The sequence below is a fragment of the Maribacter spongiicola genome (assembly GCF_052119685.1).
Classification (GTDB): domain Bacteria; phylum Bacteroidota; class Bacteroidia; order Flavobacteriales; family Flavobacteriaceae; genus Maribacter; species Maribacter spongiicola_A.
On record NZ_JBGQOO010000007.1, the window covers coordinates 1 to 19,959 of the forward strand.

The 19,959-nt window shown below is 34.3% G+C and carries 16 protein-coding genes; 2 read left to right on the top strand and 14 right to left on the bottom strand.

Features of this window, described 5'->3' with window-relative positions; genetic code table 11:
• From ACEN2N_RS11980 to ACEN2N_RS11995, 4 genes are all read right to left on the bottom strand, one after another.
• A partial coding sequence (locus tag ACEN2N_RS11980; protein ID WP_441824549.1) for a hypothetical protein occupies window positions 1-317 on the bottom strand: 317 nt, incomplete at its 3' end.
• 2 nt (window positions 318-319) lie between these two features.
• A complete protein-coding gene (locus ACEN2N_RS11985) occupies window positions 320-1,297 on the bottom strand; it encodes a deoxyhypusine synthase family protein (protein WP_133686063.1) in 978 nt (325 codons plus the stop codon).
• A complete protein-coding gene (speB, locus tag ACEN2N_RS11990) occupies window positions 1,284-2,222 on the bottom strand; it encodes an agmatinase (RefSeq protein ID WP_441824550.1) in 939 nt (312 codons plus the stop codon). Before speB ends, ACEN2N_RS11985 begins: the two co-directional genes overlap by 14 nt.
• A gap of 94 nt (window positions 2,223-2,316) precedes the next feature.
• Window positions 2,317-3,729 (bottom strand): arginine decarboxylase, encoded by a 1,413-nt coding sequence (locus ACEN2N_RS11995; protein ID WP_441824551.1) that lies wholly within the window; start codon window positions 3,727-3,729, stop codon window positions 2,317-2,319.
• Window positions 3,730-4,205: 476 nt separating this feature from the next.
• Here ACEN2N_RS11995 and ACEN2N_RS12000 point away from each other — a divergent pair, with 476 nt between their 5' ends.
• A complete protein-coding gene (locus ACEN2N_RS12000) occupies window positions 4,206-4,955 on the top strand; it encodes a hypothetical protein (protein ID WP_441824552.1) in 750 nt (249 codons plus the stop codon).
• A 464-nt stretch (window positions 4,956-5,419) separates the two neighbouring features.
• On the opposite strand, the gene ACEN2N_RS12005 is transcribed toward ACEN2N_RS12000, so the two are convergent.
• Entirely contained in the window at window positions 5,420-5,992 is a 573-nt protein-coding gene (locus ACEN2N_RS12005; protein WP_441824553.1) for a RidA family protein, read from the bottom strand.
• A gap of 238 nt (window positions 5,993-6,230) precedes the next feature.
• Here ACEN2N_RS12005 and ACEN2N_RS12010 point away from each other — a divergent pair, with 238 nt between their 5' ends.
• The gene (locus tag ACEN2N_RS12010) at window positions 6,231-7,583 is read left to right on the top strand and encodes an MFS transporter (RefSeq protein ID WP_441824554.1); all 1,353 of its coding nucleotides are present in this window, start codon (window positions 6,231-6,233) and stop codon (window positions 7,581-7,583) included.
• Between the two features lie 75 nt (window positions 7,584-7,658).
• Here the strand turns inward: ACEN2N_RS12010 and scpA are convergent, their stop codons facing one another.
• The 9 genes from scpA to ACEN2N_RS12055 form a co-directional block, all read right to left on the bottom strand.
• Window positions 7,659-9,821, bottom strand: a complete 2,163-nt coding sequence (scpA, locus tag ACEN2N_RS12015; protein WP_441824555.1) for a methylmalonyl-CoA mutase — start codon at window positions 9,819-9,821, stop codon at window positions 7,659-7,661.
• Complete coding sequence (locus tag ACEN2N_RS12020) at window positions 9,814-11,187, bottom strand: methylmalonyl-CoA mutase subunit beta (RefSeq protein WP_441824556.1); 1,374 nt, start codon at window positions 11,185-11,187, stop codon at window positions 9,814-9,816. The genes scpA and ACEN2N_RS12020 overlap by 8 nt, the downstream gene beginning before the upstream one ends.
• 108 nt (window positions 11,188-11,295) lie before the next feature.
• Window positions 11,296-12,105 (bottom strand): DUF6503 family protein, encoded by an 810-nt coding sequence (locus tag ACEN2N_RS12025; RefSeq protein ID WP_441824557.1) that lies wholly within the window; start codon window positions 12,103-12,105, stop codon window positions 11,296-11,298.
• A 282-nt stretch (window positions 12,106-12,387) separates the two neighbouring features.
• On the bottom strand, window positions 12,388-12,543 hold the full coding sequence (locus tag ACEN2N_RS12030; RefSeq protein WP_073241915.1) for a YqaE/Pmp3 family membrane protein: 156 nt from the start codon (window positions 12,541-12,543) through the stop codon (window positions 12,388-12,390).
• Between the two features lie 108 nt (window positions 12,544-12,651).
• On the bottom strand, window positions 12,652-13,068 hold the full coding sequence (locus ACEN2N_RS12035; protein WP_282117746.1) for a response regulator: 417 nt from the start codon (window positions 13,066-13,068) through the stop codon (window positions 12,652-12,654).
• Window positions 13,069-13,079: 11 nt separating this feature from the next.
• Complete coding sequence (locus tag ACEN2N_RS12040; protein WP_441824558.1) at window positions 13,080-15,374, bottom strand: PAS domain-containing sensor histidine kinase; 2,295 nt, start codon at window positions 15,372-15,374, stop codon at window positions 13,080-13,082.
• A gap of 330 nt (window positions 15,375-15,704) precedes the next feature.
• Entirely contained in the window at window positions 15,705-16,829 is a 1,125-nt protein-coding gene (locus tag ACEN2N_RS12045) for a glycerate kinase (protein ID WP_441824559.1), read from the bottom strand.
• Window positions 16,830-16,839: 10 nt separating this feature from the next.
• Window positions 16,840-18,444, bottom strand: coding sequence for a sodium:solute symporter (locus ACEN2N_RS12050; RefSeq protein ID WP_441824560.1), 1,605 nt, complete (start codon window positions 18,442-18,444; stop codon window positions 16,840-16,842).
• 123 nt (window positions 18,445-18,567) lie between these two features.
• The gene (locus ACEN2N_RS12055; protein ID WP_441824561.1) at window positions 18,568-19,881 is read right to left on the bottom strand and encodes an MGH1-like glycoside hydrolase domain-containing protein; all 1,314 of its coding nucleotides are present in this window, start codon (window positions 19,879-19,881) and stop codon (window positions 18,568-18,570) included.
• Between the last annotated feature and the right edge of the window lie 78 nt (window positions 19,882-19,959).

Sequence of the window (19,959 nt, forward strand, 5' to 3'; positions counted from 1 at the left end):
TCGTCTGCACCATCGACCATATCCTCTGGATCTGGCTCAACTACTGCTGTTGGATCATCATCATCGAAATCTTCGTAGTCATCCTCATCATAATTTTCCATGGTATACTCAAGCTTGGCACTGATTTTCACCAAATATTTAGTGTCTTCAGTTAAAACCTCAACCGCTTCAATACGTTCTCCTTGTCCGTTTCTAAAAGAGATAATATTACGATCATCATACCCATCTGGATATCTTTCTACCAAAAGTTTAAGAACTTCTGGGGTCAATTTTTTAAAGTCGACAATGACTCTATTTAAATGTGCGTTCTTGTCCATAATTACATATCTAAAAGGTAAGCAAAAATCAAGGGAGCAACAATTGTCGCATCACTTTCTATAATAAATTTAGGAGTATTAATATCTAATTTACCCCAAGTTATCTTTTCATTAGGTACGGCACCAGAATAAGAACCGTAACTAGTTGTACTATCACTTATTTGGCAGAAATAGCTCCAGAAAGGAGTGTCTGTACGCTCCATGTCTTGATATAGCATCGGCACTACACATATAGGGAAATCGCCAGCGATACCACCGCCAATTTGAAAGAATCCGATTCCGTTTTCAGAGTTGGCAGTATACCAATCTGCTAAAAAGGTCATGTATTCGATACCCGATTTCATGGTACTTGCTTTCAACTCACCTTTCATTACATAAGAAGCAAAAATGTTACCCATAGTACTATCTTCCCATCCTGGGCAAATAATAGGTAAGTTCTTTTCTGCTGCGGCATACATCCACGAATCTTTAAGGTCTATTTCGTAATACTCCTCTAAAACACCTGAAAGTAACATTTTATACATGAATTCATGAGGCAAAAAGCGCTCGCCTTTATCATCGGCATCTTTCCAAATTTTGAAAATATGCTCTTGTAATCTTCTAAAAGCCTCTTCTTCTGGTATACACGTATCGGTAACACGGTTCAAGCCTTTTTCTAACAGATCCCACTCGTCTTGCGGAGTCAAATCTCTGTAGTTAGGTACGCGCTTGTAATGAGAATGTGCTACCAAGTTCATGATATCTTCCTCAAGGTTTGCACCCGTACAAGAAATGATCTGCACTTTATCTTGGCGAATTACTTCGGCAAAAATTTTACCGATTTCTGCAGTAGACATAGCACCAGCTAACGAAACCAACATTTTGGCACCATTTTCTAATTGCTCTTCATAGCCCTTTGCAGCATCGACCAATGCAGCAGCATTAAAATGTAAATAGTATTTTTCAATAAAATTGGTTATCGCACCTTTATTCTTCGTCATCTTCAAATTTTGAATTTGTATTTGCTTTGTAATCTACATCAAAGGTATTATCATACTCTTGATCTATATCTTGCCCAGCAAATTTATAGCTAAGCATTTTATAATATAGTTTTGCCGCCAAGAAATCTGACGATTTTTCATTTTTATTAGGGCATAGTTCTACAATATCAAAACCTACCACGTTCTTATCTTCAAAAACCTGCTTTAAGAATTCCAATGTTTCATACCAAAGTAATCCACCTGGTTCTGGAGTTCCTGTAGAAGGCATAATAGAAGGGTCGAAAGCATCTAGATCAAATGTAATAAATACATTCTCAGTCATTGCTTCAATCACTTTATCTGTCCAATACTCATCATTGACCATATCATGGGCGAAGAAAGTTTTATCATCGTCCATTAATGTTTTTTCAATAATATCCATAGAACGAATACCCACCTGCACCAAATTTGTAGTCTGGTTAGCTTCATATACGGCACAAGCATGGTTATACTTTGTACCCTCATATGACTCTCTTAAATCGGCATGTGCATCTATATGTAATACCGTTAAATTATCGAAACATTCATTAAAGGCACGTATAGAACCTATAGAAATTGAATGTTCACCGCCGAACAAGGTTACAAACTTATTACGTTTAATAAAGTCTTTTGTAATGCTATGCACTTCGTTAACCATCGCCTCAGGAGAGCTATTCTCTGTAATTGGCGCTGTTAAATGAATACCTTGTCTGTAAACTTCAGAATCGGTTTCAATATCATACATTTCCATGTTTTCAGAAGCTTCTAAAAAAGCATCTGGACCTTTGTCCGCTCCCTTACCCCAAGTACTGGTTCCGTCATAGGGAACAGGTATCAAGATAATTTTTGATTTTTCTAGTTGTGCGAATTCATCGGAAATACCGGCATAATTCTTAGATGTACTCATGATATTTTAGCTATTGTTAAGTGGTTTTTTAGTACTATTTTCAATTCTATTATACGTATTTATATACCTATCGGTCGTTGTAACCAAACTATTTTTATTCATCTTCAGCAGTAACATCATACCCTAAAATATCTAAAAGGTCTTCTGCCTTTTGTTGGGCCCTGAACTGTTTGTAAGTGAAGTTACCGTTTTCATCCTTATCTATCAAAATATGTTTAGGCTGCGGAATTAAACAATGCTGTAAGCCGCCATAACCACCAATCGATTCTTGATAGGCACCTGTATTGAAAAAACCGATATATAATGGCTTCTCTCTTTTATACCTAGGTAAATATATAGCGTTCATATTCTGCTCGCTATTATAATAATCATCACTATCACAGGTTAGACCACCAAGCAAAACACGCTCATATTCATCGTTCCAGCGATTTATAGGCAACATGATAAATCTTTTATTGATTGCCCAAGTATCTGGTAATGTTGTAATGAAAGATGAATCGATCATATTCCATTTCTCGCGATCGTTCTGCTGCTTCTGATATAAAATTTCATAAATAGCGCCACCACTTTCACCTACCGTAAAGCTACCGAATTCGGTAAAAATATGAGGTACAGGAACATCAGCTTCTGAACATGTAATATTGATCTGATTTAAAATCTCATTGATCATGTATTGATAATCGTACTCGAAAGCTAATGAGTTTTTAATTGGAAAACCACCACCAATATTTAAGCTATCTAATGATGGGCACATTTTCTTTAAACGAACATATACTTTTAAACATTTTACAAGCTCATTCCAATAATACGCATTGTCACGAATACCGGTATTAATAAAAAAGTGAAGCATTTTAAGCTCAACCTTATCATTATCTTTTATTTGATTTTCGTAAAAAGGAACAATGTTCTTATACCCGATCCCTAAACGAGAAGTATAGAATTCGAATTTTGGCTCTTCTTCTGATGCAATACGAATACCTACTTTAAAGGTGTCATTAATAGCATCTGACAATAAATCTATTTCTTCATAATTATCAATAATAGGCACACAATTTTGATGACCGCTATTAATTAATCGTGCAATATTGTCAATATATTTATCGCGTTTAAAGCCGTTACAGATAACATATGTTTGATCTGTTAATTTACCATCTTTCTTCAGCTTCTCGATAATATTAATATCGAAGGCCGATGAGGTTTCCATATGGATCTCATTCTTTAAAGCTTCGTGCATTACATGCTGAAAATGCGAGCTTTTTGTGCAATAACAATAATGGTATTTACCTTTATAGTTATTCTTCTCTATAGCATTTGCAAACCAATTTTTAGCTCTTACTATATTTTCTGAAATTTTTGGTAGGTAGGTAAATTTTAAAGGGCTACCATATTTTTGCACCAACTCATTTAAGGGTATACCGTGAAATTGCAGGTACTCGCCATCTAAATTAAACTCTTCTTGTGGAAAATAATAAGTTTGATCAATAAGATCAATGTATTTGGTATTCATGAAATTAAGTTATAATGAAATTTGATAAAGTATAAATATAACAACTAGACTAACAATTGAAAGTTAAGAAAATGTAACCATCTTAACCAAAGTATCACACCAAGATTTGTTTCTGTGTGGTAGGTATAAAGAAATAATCATGCTGACTTTGCATGATTGCATTAAATAAATTGGAAGTTTGCTTTACTAATCGGCAACCTATCTTATAAGCCATTTGTGGGAAAAACTTCCAATTTCCCTCAAACCCGAACATAGAATTAAGATACATAATGTTCAGCTAAAAGCTTGAAATCTCGAACACACAAAGTAGCGCGTAAGAACAGGACAAATGAAATCAAAAAAAATGAAAAAACAAGGATTTTCATTTTTTTTACGACCATCAACATTTTTTTTAATAATTCTATTGAAATTATTTTAAATTGACCTATAACTAATTTATTTTTAGACAATTAACAAATAAAAATTAAATTATAAAAATGATAAATATACCTACAAAAGAATCTTTTCTATTCTACTTTCTAATTTTTGTTGGCAATTTGGTGGGTCATAGTCAAATTCCCACTGGTATTTACACCGATACCATTGAAAGCAATGGTAAAAAAAGTGTACATCAGGTTAAAGTAAATGACGATTATTTTATCTATAACGAGTATGAAATAGCCCCTAATAATTTTATAAAAACTGTAGGAGGATTTATTCAGATTGAAAACTCCGCATCGAATAGTCATTTAGTGGTTCGTTTAGAATTTAATTCAGATTATGAAAAGGATGGCGTAAGACAACTCTCTATCCCTTTTAGTATGGAAGGTGAAAATCTTAAAATGAATTGGTTTCAAGAATTGACCTTAACCCATAATTATCCTTCAATACAAGACCTCGACGGAGCGTGGCTTTTTGCTACCAGAGGACCAGATACCCGTCAAGAAAGAAGAGGGGAAGAAAACACTAGAAAAACCTTAAAACTTTTGATGGACAATACCTTTCAATGGATTGCCTATGACACGGAATCTTTCCGTTTTTCAGGAACAGGCGGAGGATCGTACAGTGCAGAAAATGGTATTTACAAAGAGCATATAGAATTTTTTTCTAAGGACAACTCTAGAGTAGGAGCAAAATTAGAATTCAATTATAAACTCGAGGGTGATGATTGGCACCATACAGGAAAAAATAGCAAAGGAGAACCCATGTATGAAATTTGGAGCAAAAGAGAATTATCAAGATTATAAGTCGCCGAGAATACTTTTCACAAAATCAATACCTACATAAATGACGAATTTAGGTAAGCAATAAATAACCTACCATTCATCGAAAATAAAATCTAAAGGGCTTTGCCCTGCTGTACTTTTTATATTTTTGATGATAAATTCCTACTTATGTCTAATTACATTAATCTTTTTGGATTTTTTGCCATCTGTTTAATTATCGCCTTTTTAGTGGTATTTCTATTTAGCGAGAACAAGAATTAGTTCGACAAGATTAATCTTAAATAAAGACATTAGTCATCGCTATATGGCAAAACAAAAAAACCGATTTATTCAATCGGTTTTTTTAATTTTACTAACCTAAGAAAATATTAATCTTTGATATACACTTATTTTGTGATGCTCCATTTCTTATCGAATATACTTGGTAATAAATGAGACAAATTCTGAAAGAAAATTACACCCAATACCCATACATAATGATAGGTTTACTCATAAACCTCAACAACCATTTCAACCTCAACAGCCATATTTCCTGGCAATGAACCCATGCCTACGGCAGCTCGCGCATGTTTGCCATTCTCTCCAAAAACAGCCACCATTAAATCTGAGTACCCATTAATGACTTTCGAATGGTCTTTAAAATCTGGTGCGGCATTGACCATGCCGTGTACACTGACTATTCTTTTTACTTTATTAAGATTGCCAAGTTCAGCTTTCAAAACCGATAATTGATTAATACCTACCTCACGAGCAGCTTGATAACCTTGTTCGATAGTTAAACTATCTCCCAACTTACCAACTATATTTTCACCATTAGCCTGTTTTGGACCCTTACCAGCTAAAAATACAAGATTACCCGTTCTTACCGCATGCACATAATTTGCAACAGGTGTGCCTTGATCACGTAACACGATCCCTAAACTATCTAAAGAATCTTCTGGGCTGTAATTCGTATCTGCTTTAGCGCTCGTAGTTTCATTTTCTTCACTCACGGTCCTATCTATATCTCCACAACTCAGTACAAAAGTGGCTAAAAGTATTAAAACACAGTATTTCATATTTTTCAAATTAAAGGTGATTATTTAGACTACAAGTTACCTAATACTTCATTATCAACACAATACCCCTAAATTTGACATATAATGTATTGCATAAAAAACAGTAAAAATTATGTAAATACTATTTTTTGTGCTTTCTGTCGTACTTAAGGTATCATTTTACTAAAAAAGCATTGATATTATTTCATTTTTATTAGTTTAGCAACTTAACCAAAACAACAACTAAATCAATTTAAATATGGACAGTTCTAACTCAACTTCTAAAGTAAACGCGAATAGGCTCTTTTATGCCAGCTGTTTCGCATTAATTACCACGGCATTCTCCTTTGCCATTGCGGCGGGTATATTAGACCAATTAAAAACAGAATTAGCATTAAGCGCCAGTCAAGCGGGACTAATAACCTCTATGTGGTTTTTAGGTTTCCCAATTGCTATGGTAATCGGTGGCTTAATTTATCATAAAGTAGGCGGTAAAGTAATTATGCAGTTTGCATTTTTTGCGCATGCCATAGGTATTCTACTATTAATATTTTCAGGAAGCTATATGGGTCTTTTAGTAGCTAACTTATTAATAGGCCTTGGTAACGGGTGTACAGAAGCTGCTTGTAACCCAATGATAGCTGATGCGTATAAAGGTAATAGAATGAGTACGATGCTAAACAGGTTTCACATGTGGTTCCCTGGTGGTATCGCTGTAGGTAGCTTGCTCTCTGGTTTTATGACAGATTTTGGTATTATTGGTCAAAGCCAAGTATGGTTATTATTAATACCAGCAGTAATCTATGCCTATTTATTTTATGGGCAAACTTGGCCTAAAGCAAAAATCGAAGAAGCTGCTACTATTAGTGGTAACTTAAAAGGCATGTTTACCCCGCTATTTTTATTTATAGGAATATGTATGGCACTTACTGCAATTTCTGAATTTGGTCCAAACCAATGGGTAAGTCTTATTCTTTCTAAAAGTGGGGCTGAACCAACAATAATATTAGCATTAACTGCAGGTTTAATGGCGGTAGCACGTTATTTCGGAGGTAGCATGGTTGCTAAATTTAACCAAACCGGAGTTCTTTTGGGCTCTGCTGTTTTAGCAACTTTAGGTATCTATTTATTTAGTACACAAACAGGAGCTATGGCTTATGTAGCAGCTGTAGTTTTCGCACTTGGAGTTGCTTACTTCTGGCCTAACATGATTGGTCTAGCTGCAACAAAAACACCAAAAACAGGCGCTTTGGGTATGTCTATTATTGGAGCAATAGGTATGTTCTCTTCTTCTATCTTTCAACCTATTATTGGTGGTTGGATCGATAAAGATGTTAATACTGTAGCGGAATCTTCATTAAATGTTTCTGGAGAAACTTTTAATGAAGCTAAAGTTATTTTTGAAAGTAATGAAAATTTGGAAAAAGCTGCTTCACTTATTAACGTTTCTGAAGAAAACTTAGCTACATCAATTAAAAGCGTTATGCTTGAGTCTGGTCAAGAAACACTAAGTACTATGGTTTTGTTTCCTGCTATCTTAATAGTTCTATTTACCATTTTATATTTCTGGCTAAAGAATAAAGAAAGTAATGTAGAAGTTGCCGCTGCGTAACCACTACAATTGACATAAAAAAAATGCCGAGCGATTGAATTGCTCGGCATTTTTTATTTGATCTAATATCAGTGTTTACTTTAAAAGTAATTCTAACAATTGTATGGCTGCATCACTAATTTTAGTGCCTGGGCCAAATACTGCCGTAGCACCAGCTTCCTTTAGAAAATCATAATCTTGTTTCGGTATTACTCCGCCAACAATAACCATTATATCTTCGCGACCATAGCTTTTAAGCTCCTTTACCACCTCTGGCACTAAAGTTTTATGTCCGCCAGCGAGCGATGATATTCCTAATATATGCACATCATTTTCTACCGCCTGCTTAGCCGTTTCTTTCGGAGTTTGAAAAAGCGGACCTATATCTACATCGAATCCTAAATCAGCATAACCTGTAGCCACAACTTTTGCTCCACGATCATGACCATCTTGCCCCATTTTGGCAACCATAATACGTGGTCGACGACCATCTTTTTCTGCAAATTGATCAGCTAGTTCTTGTGCTCTTTTAAAACTTGAATCATCTTTAATTTCTCTTGAATACACACCTGTAAATGAATTTATAATTGCCTTATGTCTACCAAATGCTTCTTCAAGAGCACTACTAATTTCGCCTAAAGTTGCTCTTTCTCTTGCGGCATCTACTGCTAAAGCTAATAAATTTTCTTGCGAATCGCCATCTTCAAGTTTAGTTTTAGCCGCTATAGTCAGTGCCTTTAACTTTTCAAGAACTACAGCTGTATTTCTACTCTTCTTTATTTCATCTAATCGCTGTAATTGCTGTCTACGAACCTCTTTATTGTCAACTTCTAAAATTTGAAGCTCGTCTTCCTCGGTCAATCGATATTTATTAACACCTACAATTACATCTTGCTGACTATCTATACGCGCCTGTTTTCTAGCAGCAGCTTCTTCAATACGAGTTTTTGGGATACCGGTTTCAATTGCCTTGGTCATACCACCAAGACTCTCAACCTCTTCCATTAACTCCCAAGCCTTATGCACCAACTCATGCGTAAGTTTCTCTACATAATAACTACCTGCCCATGGGTCTACGGTCTTGGTTATATTCGTTTCTTGTTGAAGATATATCTGAGTTTCTCTAGCAATACGCGCAGAGAAATCTGTAGGCAAGGCTATTGCCTCATCTAATGCATTTGTATGAAGGCTTTGCGTACCACCAAAAACGGCTGCAGAGGCTTCTATAGTCGTTCTTGCTACATTGTTAAATGGATCTTGCTCTGTAAGACTCCATCCGCTAGTTTGGCAATGCGTTCTTAACATTAACGATTTTTCGTTCTTCGGATTGAATTCTTTCACCACTTTTGCCCAAAGCATTCTTGCTGCCCGCATTTTGGCAATTTCCATAAAATGATTCATGCCTATTCCCCAGAAAAAGGAAAGTCGCGGTGCAAAATCATCAATCTGTAATCCCGCTTTTATTCCCGTTCTTATATATTCTAATCCGTCAGAAAGTGTATACGCCAACTCTAAATGCGCCGGGGCACCCGCTTCGTGCATATGATAGCCAGAAATACTAATACTATTAAATTTAGGCATGTATTTACTGGTGTACTCAAATATATCTGCAACCAATTGCATAGACGGTTTCGGCGGGTAGATATAGGTGTTACGGACCATAAATTCCTTAAGAATGTCATTCTGTATAGTACCAGCTAGCTTATCTAACGAAACTCCTTGTTCTTCAGCAGCTACGATATAAAATGCCATTATTGGCAATACCGCACCGTTCATGGTCATTGATACAGACATTTCGTTTAAGGGAATACCATCAAAGAGTACTTTCATATCTTCAACACTATCTATGGCAACACCTGCTTTACCAACATCGCCTACTACTCTTTCATGATCACTATCATAACCTCTATGGGTAGGTAAATCAAAGGCGACCGATAATCCTTTTTGACCTGCTTTTAAATTTTTTCTATAAAACTCATTACTTTCTTTAGCCGTTGAAAACCCGGCATATTGTCTGATTGTCCATGGGCGCAATACATACATGGTGGAATATGGTCCACGTAGAAATGGTGGTATACCTGCAGCAAAATTTAAATGCTCTATATCAGCTATATCTTCTTTAGTATATTTCTTTTTTAATGAAATTGTTTCTGCCGTAGTAAATGTTGATTCTTCTGTTTCTAAAGTACCATTCTTCTGAATATTATCAGGTAATACCGAATCATTCAATTGAATATGTTGCAAATCTTTTCTACTCATGAGATAAACGGTTTTGCTCTAGTTCTTCTGCCAATCGTTTTTCGATAATCGGAGTAATCAATGTTTTTCGAGGATTCTTTTTTACGAACGGATACAGTTCTATTTCCTGCGCCATTTTATCATTCTCATTTTGGTAGGCATTTGTACCTACCAAGACTAACTTTTTCGTATTGAATTTCTCTTGTTGCTTTTGAGCACTATCAGCAATTCTATTCTGAATCGTATGATTTTTTAGTTGTATTAAGAATCCGCCATCCTTTTCAATTGCCTTAAACAAAATCAATGCTTTCTCAGCTAATTGCGCGCTTATGGTTTCAATATAATAACTGCCTTCTGCCGGATTTTCCACTTTATCAAAATAGCTTTCTTCTTTCAATAAAATAAGCTGATTAAAAGCTATACGTTCTGCAAAGTCATTATCTTTTTTATATTCTGAATTATAATTTAAATTAAATACAGCATCAGACCCGCCTAGTACCGCAGACATGCATTCGGTAGTAGTTCTAAGCAAGTTTACATTATAATCGTAAATGGTTTTATTTCGTCTAGAAGGTTGTGTAGTAATGTGACATGGAACAGCAATATCATATGCTTGGACAAGAATACTCCAAAGATTACGCAACGCTTTTATCTTGGCAATTTCAAAGAAATAATTACCACCTACAGCTACCTTAAAATCTATACTTTTAAGTTTAGCGAGATTTCCGCGTTCTTGTAAAATATTCAAATATTCATTGGCATGAGATAAGGCATCTGCCAATTGTTGCACCATATCTGCACCAGCATTTTGATAGAGAGAAACATCTACACTCAATAAATTGTCAATATTAAGTGCTGCTAAATCATTAATTAGATTAATATCTGAAGGCATAGATTCATACCAATTTCCAGATTTTGCTAGATGACCAATAGGATCTATTTGAAAATGTATTTTATGAGAATCAGTAATCTTATCTAGCGTTTTAGTAATATAAGTTTTAGACAAAAATTGCATATCAAAATAGATATTGACAGCATTTAAGTCAATATTGTTCAAAAGAATAGCTCCATCTACTACATCAGTAGGAACAATATACCGAATAGCTTCAGCTCCTTTTGCTATATATTTCAGTGCCTTTTCATTAGCCATTATGGCATTACCTGCGTAGATAACCTGACCAATATTCCAAGAAGTAATATGAGATGAAGTAACCGTTATGTGTTCTAAATCTTCTGCATGGTAGAAAGGTTTTACTTTAATGCCCTCTGGAGAATTATATACCACTTCTTCATTATAATCTTTCCCCTTTATATCGTATTGAATTTTCTGTTTCCATTCTTTTTCAGAAATGGGATTAAAATTTTCAAATAAGGTCTTACCCTTCATACAAGACGTATTTTAATTTAAAAAACAAGTTCGTTTAATGTGTATTTAAAAAAGTATCAAATACATACTATCAAAGATACGATAAGTAAATTGTGTTCTAGAACGACCCTATTCTATTAGTTCGACAGCGTTAAGATTGCGAATATGTTCTGTTTCAATTCGTGACAACTCTTTCAACACTTGTTTCTCAAAAAGGGCTGGAAGCTCTTTTAGCGGGGTGCCAACAGGAGCTTCCCAATTAATATAATCTTGAAAACGAATACCGTCGATAGTTCTAGCGTTATATGCACTTCTAAAACGTACACCGCCATCATTGGTACTGTAGCTGTATGCCAAATAATTTATGTAGTGCGATTTTTTATTTATCCAATACATAAAAACATCATCGTGATCAGTACCTCCACCTTCTTTACCAAATGTTACTCTAATAACATCGTAATCTTCACCTTTGATAACAGTTTCACCAACATATTCTTTGTGTACCGCTTTATCATTTAGTTTATGTGGCAACGTGGCAAAATAAATAACTGAATTTAAGGCATTACTATATTTTGCTATGTCTTGCTCAGACAAATCAATCAACTGATCATTGATCTTTCTAGAAAAAGAACCATTTTGTAATACATCTTCGATTTTATTTTGCACACTATCCTTAAAATTAACGCGGTATAGGTATCCATCGTTATTATTAAAAGTGTACATTTTATTTCTAAATACGAACTCATAATTAGCGGTATCATAAAAGCTACCGCCATGTGCTTCTATAGCATTTTGCACAATAGCCAATGTGGTCTCTTCCTTCAATTCTTGTTCAGCTTTTTCACTTTGGCCTTCGCCAATAGTGCGCTTATCAACATCTTTACAACTAACAATTGACAATAATATAATACCAAAAACTATTCTTAAAAATTTATACATGTTTAAAAATTAAATTGAACCATAGGTGACTTACAGAATTCTATCACTACGAAAAATAATAGTCGAAGGAGATATTTACACCTAACACGCCAAAGTTATTATATAAAAGAACGGTTTAACAGATTGGTTATCATAATTAATGTTAATAAGAAACTGATTTTCAAATAAGAGCAGAAAATTAGCCATAAAGAGAAACCGCGCTAATCATCAACTTATATTGAAGATTAGCGCGGTTTACTTGTCTTTACCAAAATATATAAGCAAGACTATATTTTATTTAGATTATTCTTGATTGACAACAAAAGCATGAATTACACCTGGTAACCAAGCTAGCATAGTAAGTAGTATACTGACCAATAAAGTTGTACCTATACCATGTTTTAGAAAAACGGCTAATGGCGGTAATAAAATATTTAAAATTATTGTTAAAAGAGACATAGTATTATTTTTTTGGTTTATTCAAAAATACTGTGTCCAAACCTTATAGCTTAACTCGATTCATTCGAATGATAACCTAAAACGCAGTTATACCAATCTCTTGGGTTGTTAGTTTTTACGGTCCTCCAATAATTCTTCAATAATATTCTTTAATCTATTTAACCCAATTGGTTTTACAATATAATCTGAGATTGCACTTATTTTCTTTGCTCTTTCAATATCTACAGGATCTAATGAAGACGAAACCATATAAATAGTGATCTTTTTACCTACTCTAGGTTTAATTTTCACGTATTCTTCCATGAACTGAAATCCGTCCATGATTGGCATATCAATATCCAAGAAAATAACATCTGGAAAAACAGAATCTTGATCAAGATTATCAAGCATAAAATTTATAGCCTCTTCGCCATCAGAAAAAGCCATGATTTCCATTGGCAATTTCGTTGATTCTAGTGCTTTTACCATTGTAAAACGGTAAATAGAATCATCATCAACAATACATGTTTTTAAAACGTCATTCATAGTAAGCTTAATTAAAAAATTATTGTAAAAGTTGTACCAACATTGACTTCACTTGTGGCGGTAATCGAACCACCCATAGCTTCAACTTGAGTTTTAGTAAGGAACAAACCAACACCCTTTGCATCTGAGTGTCTGTGAAAAACCTTGTTTAGTCCGAATAATTTATGACCATGTTTTTCAAGATCAATACCCAAGCCGTTGTCTTTAAATGTAATAATATTTCTACCATTCTTAAGCTTAGATTTTACTATTATTTCTGGCGTCCTATTTTTTGCTCTATATTTTATGGCATTGCCAATCAAATTAAGGAAAATACTTTCCATATATATTCTATTATAAGTGATGTTCGACACTTCTATAAAATCTCCTTTTACAACAGCATCTGAAGTTAAAATTACACCACTTAATGTTTGGGTCGTATTTTCTAAAATTTCATTTAAATCTACATTTTCCAATTCTTCTTGAGCATCACTAATTTTAGTTTTTAATGCTTCTATCAATGTATTCAACGTTAAAGTAAGGCGATCGATTACAGTATCGAACTTGCCGAATATATCTAAGCGCTCTTCATCATCATCTGAAAGCTTATAAATCTCCATTAACGAGTTTAAATTAGCTACCGGTGCTCTTAAATTATGCGAGGTTATTTGGGTAAAATCTGCCAATTGTTTGTTCTGATGCGAAAGCTTTTGGGCAACTATTTCTAATTCTTCTTTGGCTTCTATTATTTTCTGTTCGGCTTTTTTCGATTCGGTTACATCCTGGCAAGTACCGACCATTTCAACTGCTTCGCCTTTTTGATTTGAAATGACATTTGCAATAATCTTTATAGTTTTGATTTTGCCAGTAAAAGTTATGATTCTGTGAGTAATATTCTTAAATTCCTGTTCCTTTTTAGCAAGTTCAAAATGCTTCAGAACCTCATCTTTATCATCATCATGAACCATTGCGAAATACGTTGCAAAATCCAACGTAAATTGTTCACCCTCGTAATCTAGAAGCGCGAAAAGATTATCCGACCAAATAGCTACATCTTCTATAATATTCCACTGCCAATGACCCAATAAACTGAGACGTTCTGCAAGATTTAATAAGTCATTCCTTTTACGCAATTCATCTTTAACCTCATTAATCTTAGTGATATCTGTGATAACCGCTATAAAACCTTCATTTAAACCATCTTTATTTTGAATGGCTGTTAAAGATTTTAGCCCAGGAAAAGTTGATCCATCTTTTCTTTTAAAAGTCCATTGCCTAGTATTAAAAATCTTCTCGTTTCGATAGTTAAAATCAGCATCATTAGAATCTCCTTTAAATTCAAGTTCCATATCTTTTTTAAAGACATTTAATTCTTCTTCAAATAGATACATTTCAGGCTTTTTAAACCCTATGATTTCCTTTGCCGAATAACCTAGTATCTGTTCAGCACCACTATTAAAACGATTAATTACTCCGTCTTTATCTGTAGTTATTACTGCAATAGATTTTGAATTGAATATAGCTTCTAATTCCTTATCAGCTCTATTTAGACGTTGCTCGGTAAGCCTAATATTACTAACATCTTGTAAAATACCATAAAATCTTGTTGGCACTCCAGATATACTTTCCACTTTACCTGTAATTTTCGCCCAAATAGTATTCCCTTTTGCAGTAAGCATTTCTACATCCATATCTACAGCAGAACCATAATCAATGGCATTTTGAATAGCAACTTTAGCAGCTTGTTTATCTTCATCAAATTTAAAAAATTCTAATGCACCATCTACTGTTGGTCTAAAATCATCAGCAACCTCATAAATTTTATAAGCCATCTTATTCCATAAAAGCTCTTGAGTAGAAAGATTTATATCCCATGTTGAAATACGTGCAATTTCGCTAGTATCGTTTAAAATAGATTCAACACGTTTTTTCTCAAGTTCCTTTTCTTTTTGCTCTGTAATATCACCAGTGTGCATTAAAAGTCCGCCAATTTCTCCTTTAGAGTTATACCACGGTCGAACATCCCAATAAATCCATTGAATAGAACCATCTGCACGAGGAAATGGTGCTTCATCATTTATATTTATTGCACCCTCAAGACATTCTTGATGGTCTTTTTTCCAATCATCACCAATCTCTGGAAAAATATCATAATGACAATGACCGATTACATCTTCTTGCTCTAATTTATAGTCTTTTAACCACCGTTTAGACACTGCCAAATACACCATATTTTTATCTAGCATTGCAATAGCTGTAGGCGTTTGTTCAATGAATATTTGGTGATGCTTTTCCAGAATCTCGGTATTATTAGGATAATGACTCAATTTATTAATTTTAACAAGTATATATGTTAAAAATAGTAATAAATTACTGATATCTAATGAAACGGGAATATGACGTAGCCTAAAATGATTTTAATTATTAATGGATACGTTTTAAAATGAGGTAAAAAAAGTCAGCTATTTTTATTTATACAAGACAGCCCTCAAGATTTTGAATTTTTGAGTTCTGATTAAGAAGGAACTTATGAGGATATTTTGAACGGTTTTAAGAACTTCCGGAAGCCGCTATTGGTAACCAAGGAAATTACGATATACAGTTAGTACTTAAATCACTAAGATGAATTTAAGCTATATTAAGTTTAATAGTAATTTTCACTTCAATAAACTAGCAAAATTGTACGATGCATTTACAAGATTTTCTCTACTATTTTCCATAGCTTCTTTTAGAGTAGAAATACCTCTTACAATGGAAGAAACATAGGCTAGTCCGAATTTTTCCTGTTGTGCCACGCTAATACTTACCGACCCGCACAAGGCTGCAACAGGTATATTTTTAGAGGCTGCCGATGTAACTACACCATCTATAGTTTTACCAGAAAGTGTTTGTTCATCTAACTGCCCCTCGCCGGTTATAATCCAATCTGCTCCTTTGATTGCGTTATCAAAATCTGCTAGTTCTTTTATTAAATTATTTCCTGAAATTAATTCGCCATTTAGAAAAACAAGTGCGCCGCCACCGACACCACCAGCTGCACCAGCGCCACTAACTTTCTGTAAATCGATTTTATACCGATTTTTAATAATTTCTGCAAAATTGCATAAACCTTGATTCAGATATATTATCTCATTTTCAGAAGCACCTTTCTGTGCCCCATAAATATATGCGGCACCTTGTAACCCATAAAACGGATTGGTAACATCGCAAGCAACTTTAACCCTTACCGAATCAAGTCTATTATTCTTATTGGAATCATCTATAGATTTGACCTTTGAAAGATTTTTACCGATAGGACTTAATTCTTGACCATTATCATCTAAAAAACGATACCCCAAAGCATTTGCCATGCCCATACCACCATCATTAGTGGCGCTACCACCAATACCTAAAATTATTTCAGTGGCACCTTTCTCTATTGCATCATAAATTAATTCCCCAGTACCAGATGTGGTGGTAACCATACAATTAAACTCATCAACATTCAGCAGTTTTAATCCTGATGCTTCTGCCATCTCTATGTAGGCTATTTTAGTTTCATCAGAATATAAATAAGAAGCATTAATAGGTCTAAAAAGAGGGTCGTTTACAGTAACGATAATCGTTTCTCCTTTTATATAATACTTAGCAATTTCCATAGTACCATCACCACCATCAGCCAAAGGTCTTTTTATAATTTCGGCATCTTTAAAAACCATTTTAATACCTTCTTCTACGGCATCGCAAAACTCGAATCCGGTTAAAGAACCTTTAAACTTGTCTGGAGCTATTACAAATTTCATCGGCATAGTTCTAATTCAAAATATTAGGTAATGAAATACTGAACAGTACAATTAATACAAAGTAACCTAGTAATATTGCTACCTCTTTCTTACCGGAATAATAGGTAACCTCTAGACCTTCGTTCACTTTTCTTTTTACGGTATAACTTACGGCAAGAGCAACTAAAATTGTCACCAAACAACCTAAAGCATTCCACCAGAACCAAAATATTTGTGGTACATATAGCCATAGATAAATATTGAACAACACTCCAATTACGATACCGATATTGGCACCAAGTGCATGTGTTCTCTTAGTAAGAATTGCCAAAATAAAAGCTGCTAAAATAGGACCATAGAACACAGAACTAATCTTATTGATTACTTCTATAACCGTGCCTTCTATATTACCTGCAAAAAATGCAAAGAACAAACATACCAGACCCCAAAAAATGGACAACAATTTTGAATACGTCATGTATTTTTTATCAGGCATATTAGGGTTGAATCTTTTTACAAAATCTTCCATAGTTACAGCCGATAATGAATTTACCGTTGAACTTAAAGTTGACATTGCTGCTGACATAATAGCCACAATTAAAATTCCAATAACACCATTAGGTAAATATTTGATAATGAAAACAGGCACCATTAAATCGGCTTTTTTTCCTTGTAGAGAACCAATATTAGCTTGATAAACAGTTTCCATCTGTTCTTGAAAAGTAACATCTTGTAATAACAATGTACCTAATACAAGACCCATTATACAATACGTCAACGTAAACGGAAAACGAAGGAGACCGTTTGCCATCATCAGTTTTTTAAGGTTAGACATGCTGCTAGAAGACAATAAACGCTGCGACTGGGTTTGATCTGTACCGTAATAAGAAGCGTAAAGAAAAAAGCCACCAATGACCATGGGCCAAAACCCAAATTCATCATTACCATCGGCATTATTGAAACCCCATTTATTAAAATCTACAGCAGTAATTCTGTCGGTATCTACATGAGTAAGAAAATTATCTACTCCGCCAAGCTCACTAAATCCAAAATAAAGACAAATGATTATACCTATAAATAGAATACTCATTTGAATAACATCTCCCCAAATCACTGCTTTCATTCCGCCTTGAAAAGAATAGACCATGGTTATAAGCCCGATTAGCAATATAGATATCCAAAACTCTAATCCGATAGTAGCCTGTAATATTAACGCCATGGTATAGACCATAACCCCTGTGGCTACCGACCTACTGATTTGAAAAACAAAACTTATTAATAATCGAGAAGAAGCATCGAATCGTGTTTCTAAGTATTCATAGACACTTACAATACCTGATTTATATAGCGTTGGCAATACTGCAACGAGTAAAAAAGCCATTGCCAAGGGCACACCTAACTCGTAGGTAAGCCATTGCATACCACCACCTTCTTTAAGGCCGACAAATGCAGGTGCCGAAATAAAACTGATAGCAGATAATTGGGTAGCCATTGCAGACAAGCTTAAAGGCAACCATGATGTTTTACGACCACCCAAGAAGTAATCTCCACCAGTGTTATTGTCCTTGAACAAGAAACCCAAACCTAAAAAACCTAATAGGTAAACGACAATAATAATGTAATCAATGTAATTCATATCCTAGTTTTTATTTTTTCTAATCAGAAGTCCAACCCCTAAAATACCCATTATGTAAAATCCGATTATGAAATAGTCAATGTAGTTCATATTAAAACCTTTAAATCATTTTATACAAATACACTAATCAGTATTCACCATATCAATAAACAAAGCTGCACTCCATGAAAAATTGTTGCCACCATAACCAGGGGTATTCGCTTCACCAGTATCTTTTCTACAATCAAAATATTCGTAGAAGCCATATTTCTCGATAAGCTCAATACTATCTTGTTTGATACGTGCTGATACAGCATCGAATCCGTAATTTTTCAGTCCTAAAAAGAGCATCCAGTTCATATTGATCCAAACAGGACCTCTCCAGTATTTTTTCGGATTAAATCGATTGTTTGTAGGATCAAATGAAGCACATAAGTATTTATCATCACCGCCGAATTTATCCATCATTGTTTTCACTAAGATCTCAGCTCTTTCTTGAGAAGGAATGTTTGCGAACAATGGCGAGAAAGAGGAAGACGTTATATGACGAATTGGTTTTTTATTTCTTAAATCGTAATGGACATAAGCGCCTAATTCAGCATCAAATAACTTTTCATTAAAGCTTTTAATACTTTTAGCTTGCCATTTTAAAATGGTCTTAATTTTCTCTTCATTACCGCCAATCATAATATACATATCGACTAATGCCTGATTAGATTTAATCAACATGGCATTAAATAAAGGGTCTTGAACCAAAAACGGGGAAAGCTCTGCTATTTTGGCATCATCATAATTGTTTTGCTTAGCAATATCAATGATATTTAAATAGTGATCATATTCTCTTTTAGTCGGACGCTGAGAAGCATCTACATGCGTAGTATCTTTTCTAACAAAAGTATATTCTGGTGGATTCATCGTTTTCCAGATATCATCCCAAACAGGAGAATTGTCTGTACCAGATTCCCAGTTATGATAGATGTACACCAAACCTTCATCTTGAGGATCTCTTTTTGAATAGAAGTACTGGTGATTTTCATATACCTTATCAATTTCTTCTTTGATAAAGTTGAGCATATCATCCTTATCTTCTGCAATACGATACATTTCTTGCAGCACAAAACCCGTTACCGGTGGCTGCGTCATACCCGTAGACCTATATTTTTTGGATGACAAGGGATGTAATTCAGATTGATGAAAATCTGCACCTGGAAAATAAGAATCGTTATCTGTATGAAAAACGATATGTGGTATAAAACCATTACCCCATTGTGCATCAAGCAAGGTTCTCATTTCAGTTTTTGCTTTTTCAACATCGTAATGGGCAAAACCTATAGCAATAAATCCAGAATCCCACTTCCATTGAAAAGGATATAAACCAGCACTAGGTATGGTAAAACCACCATCTTGAAAATTTGCATCTAAAATTGCAATTGCCTTCTTATATAATTCTTCCTTCATATTCTTTAGTAAAATAAAACACATTGGCAATTCTCCAACCACCAATGTGTTTAACAATTAAACTTAAACTAACACAAC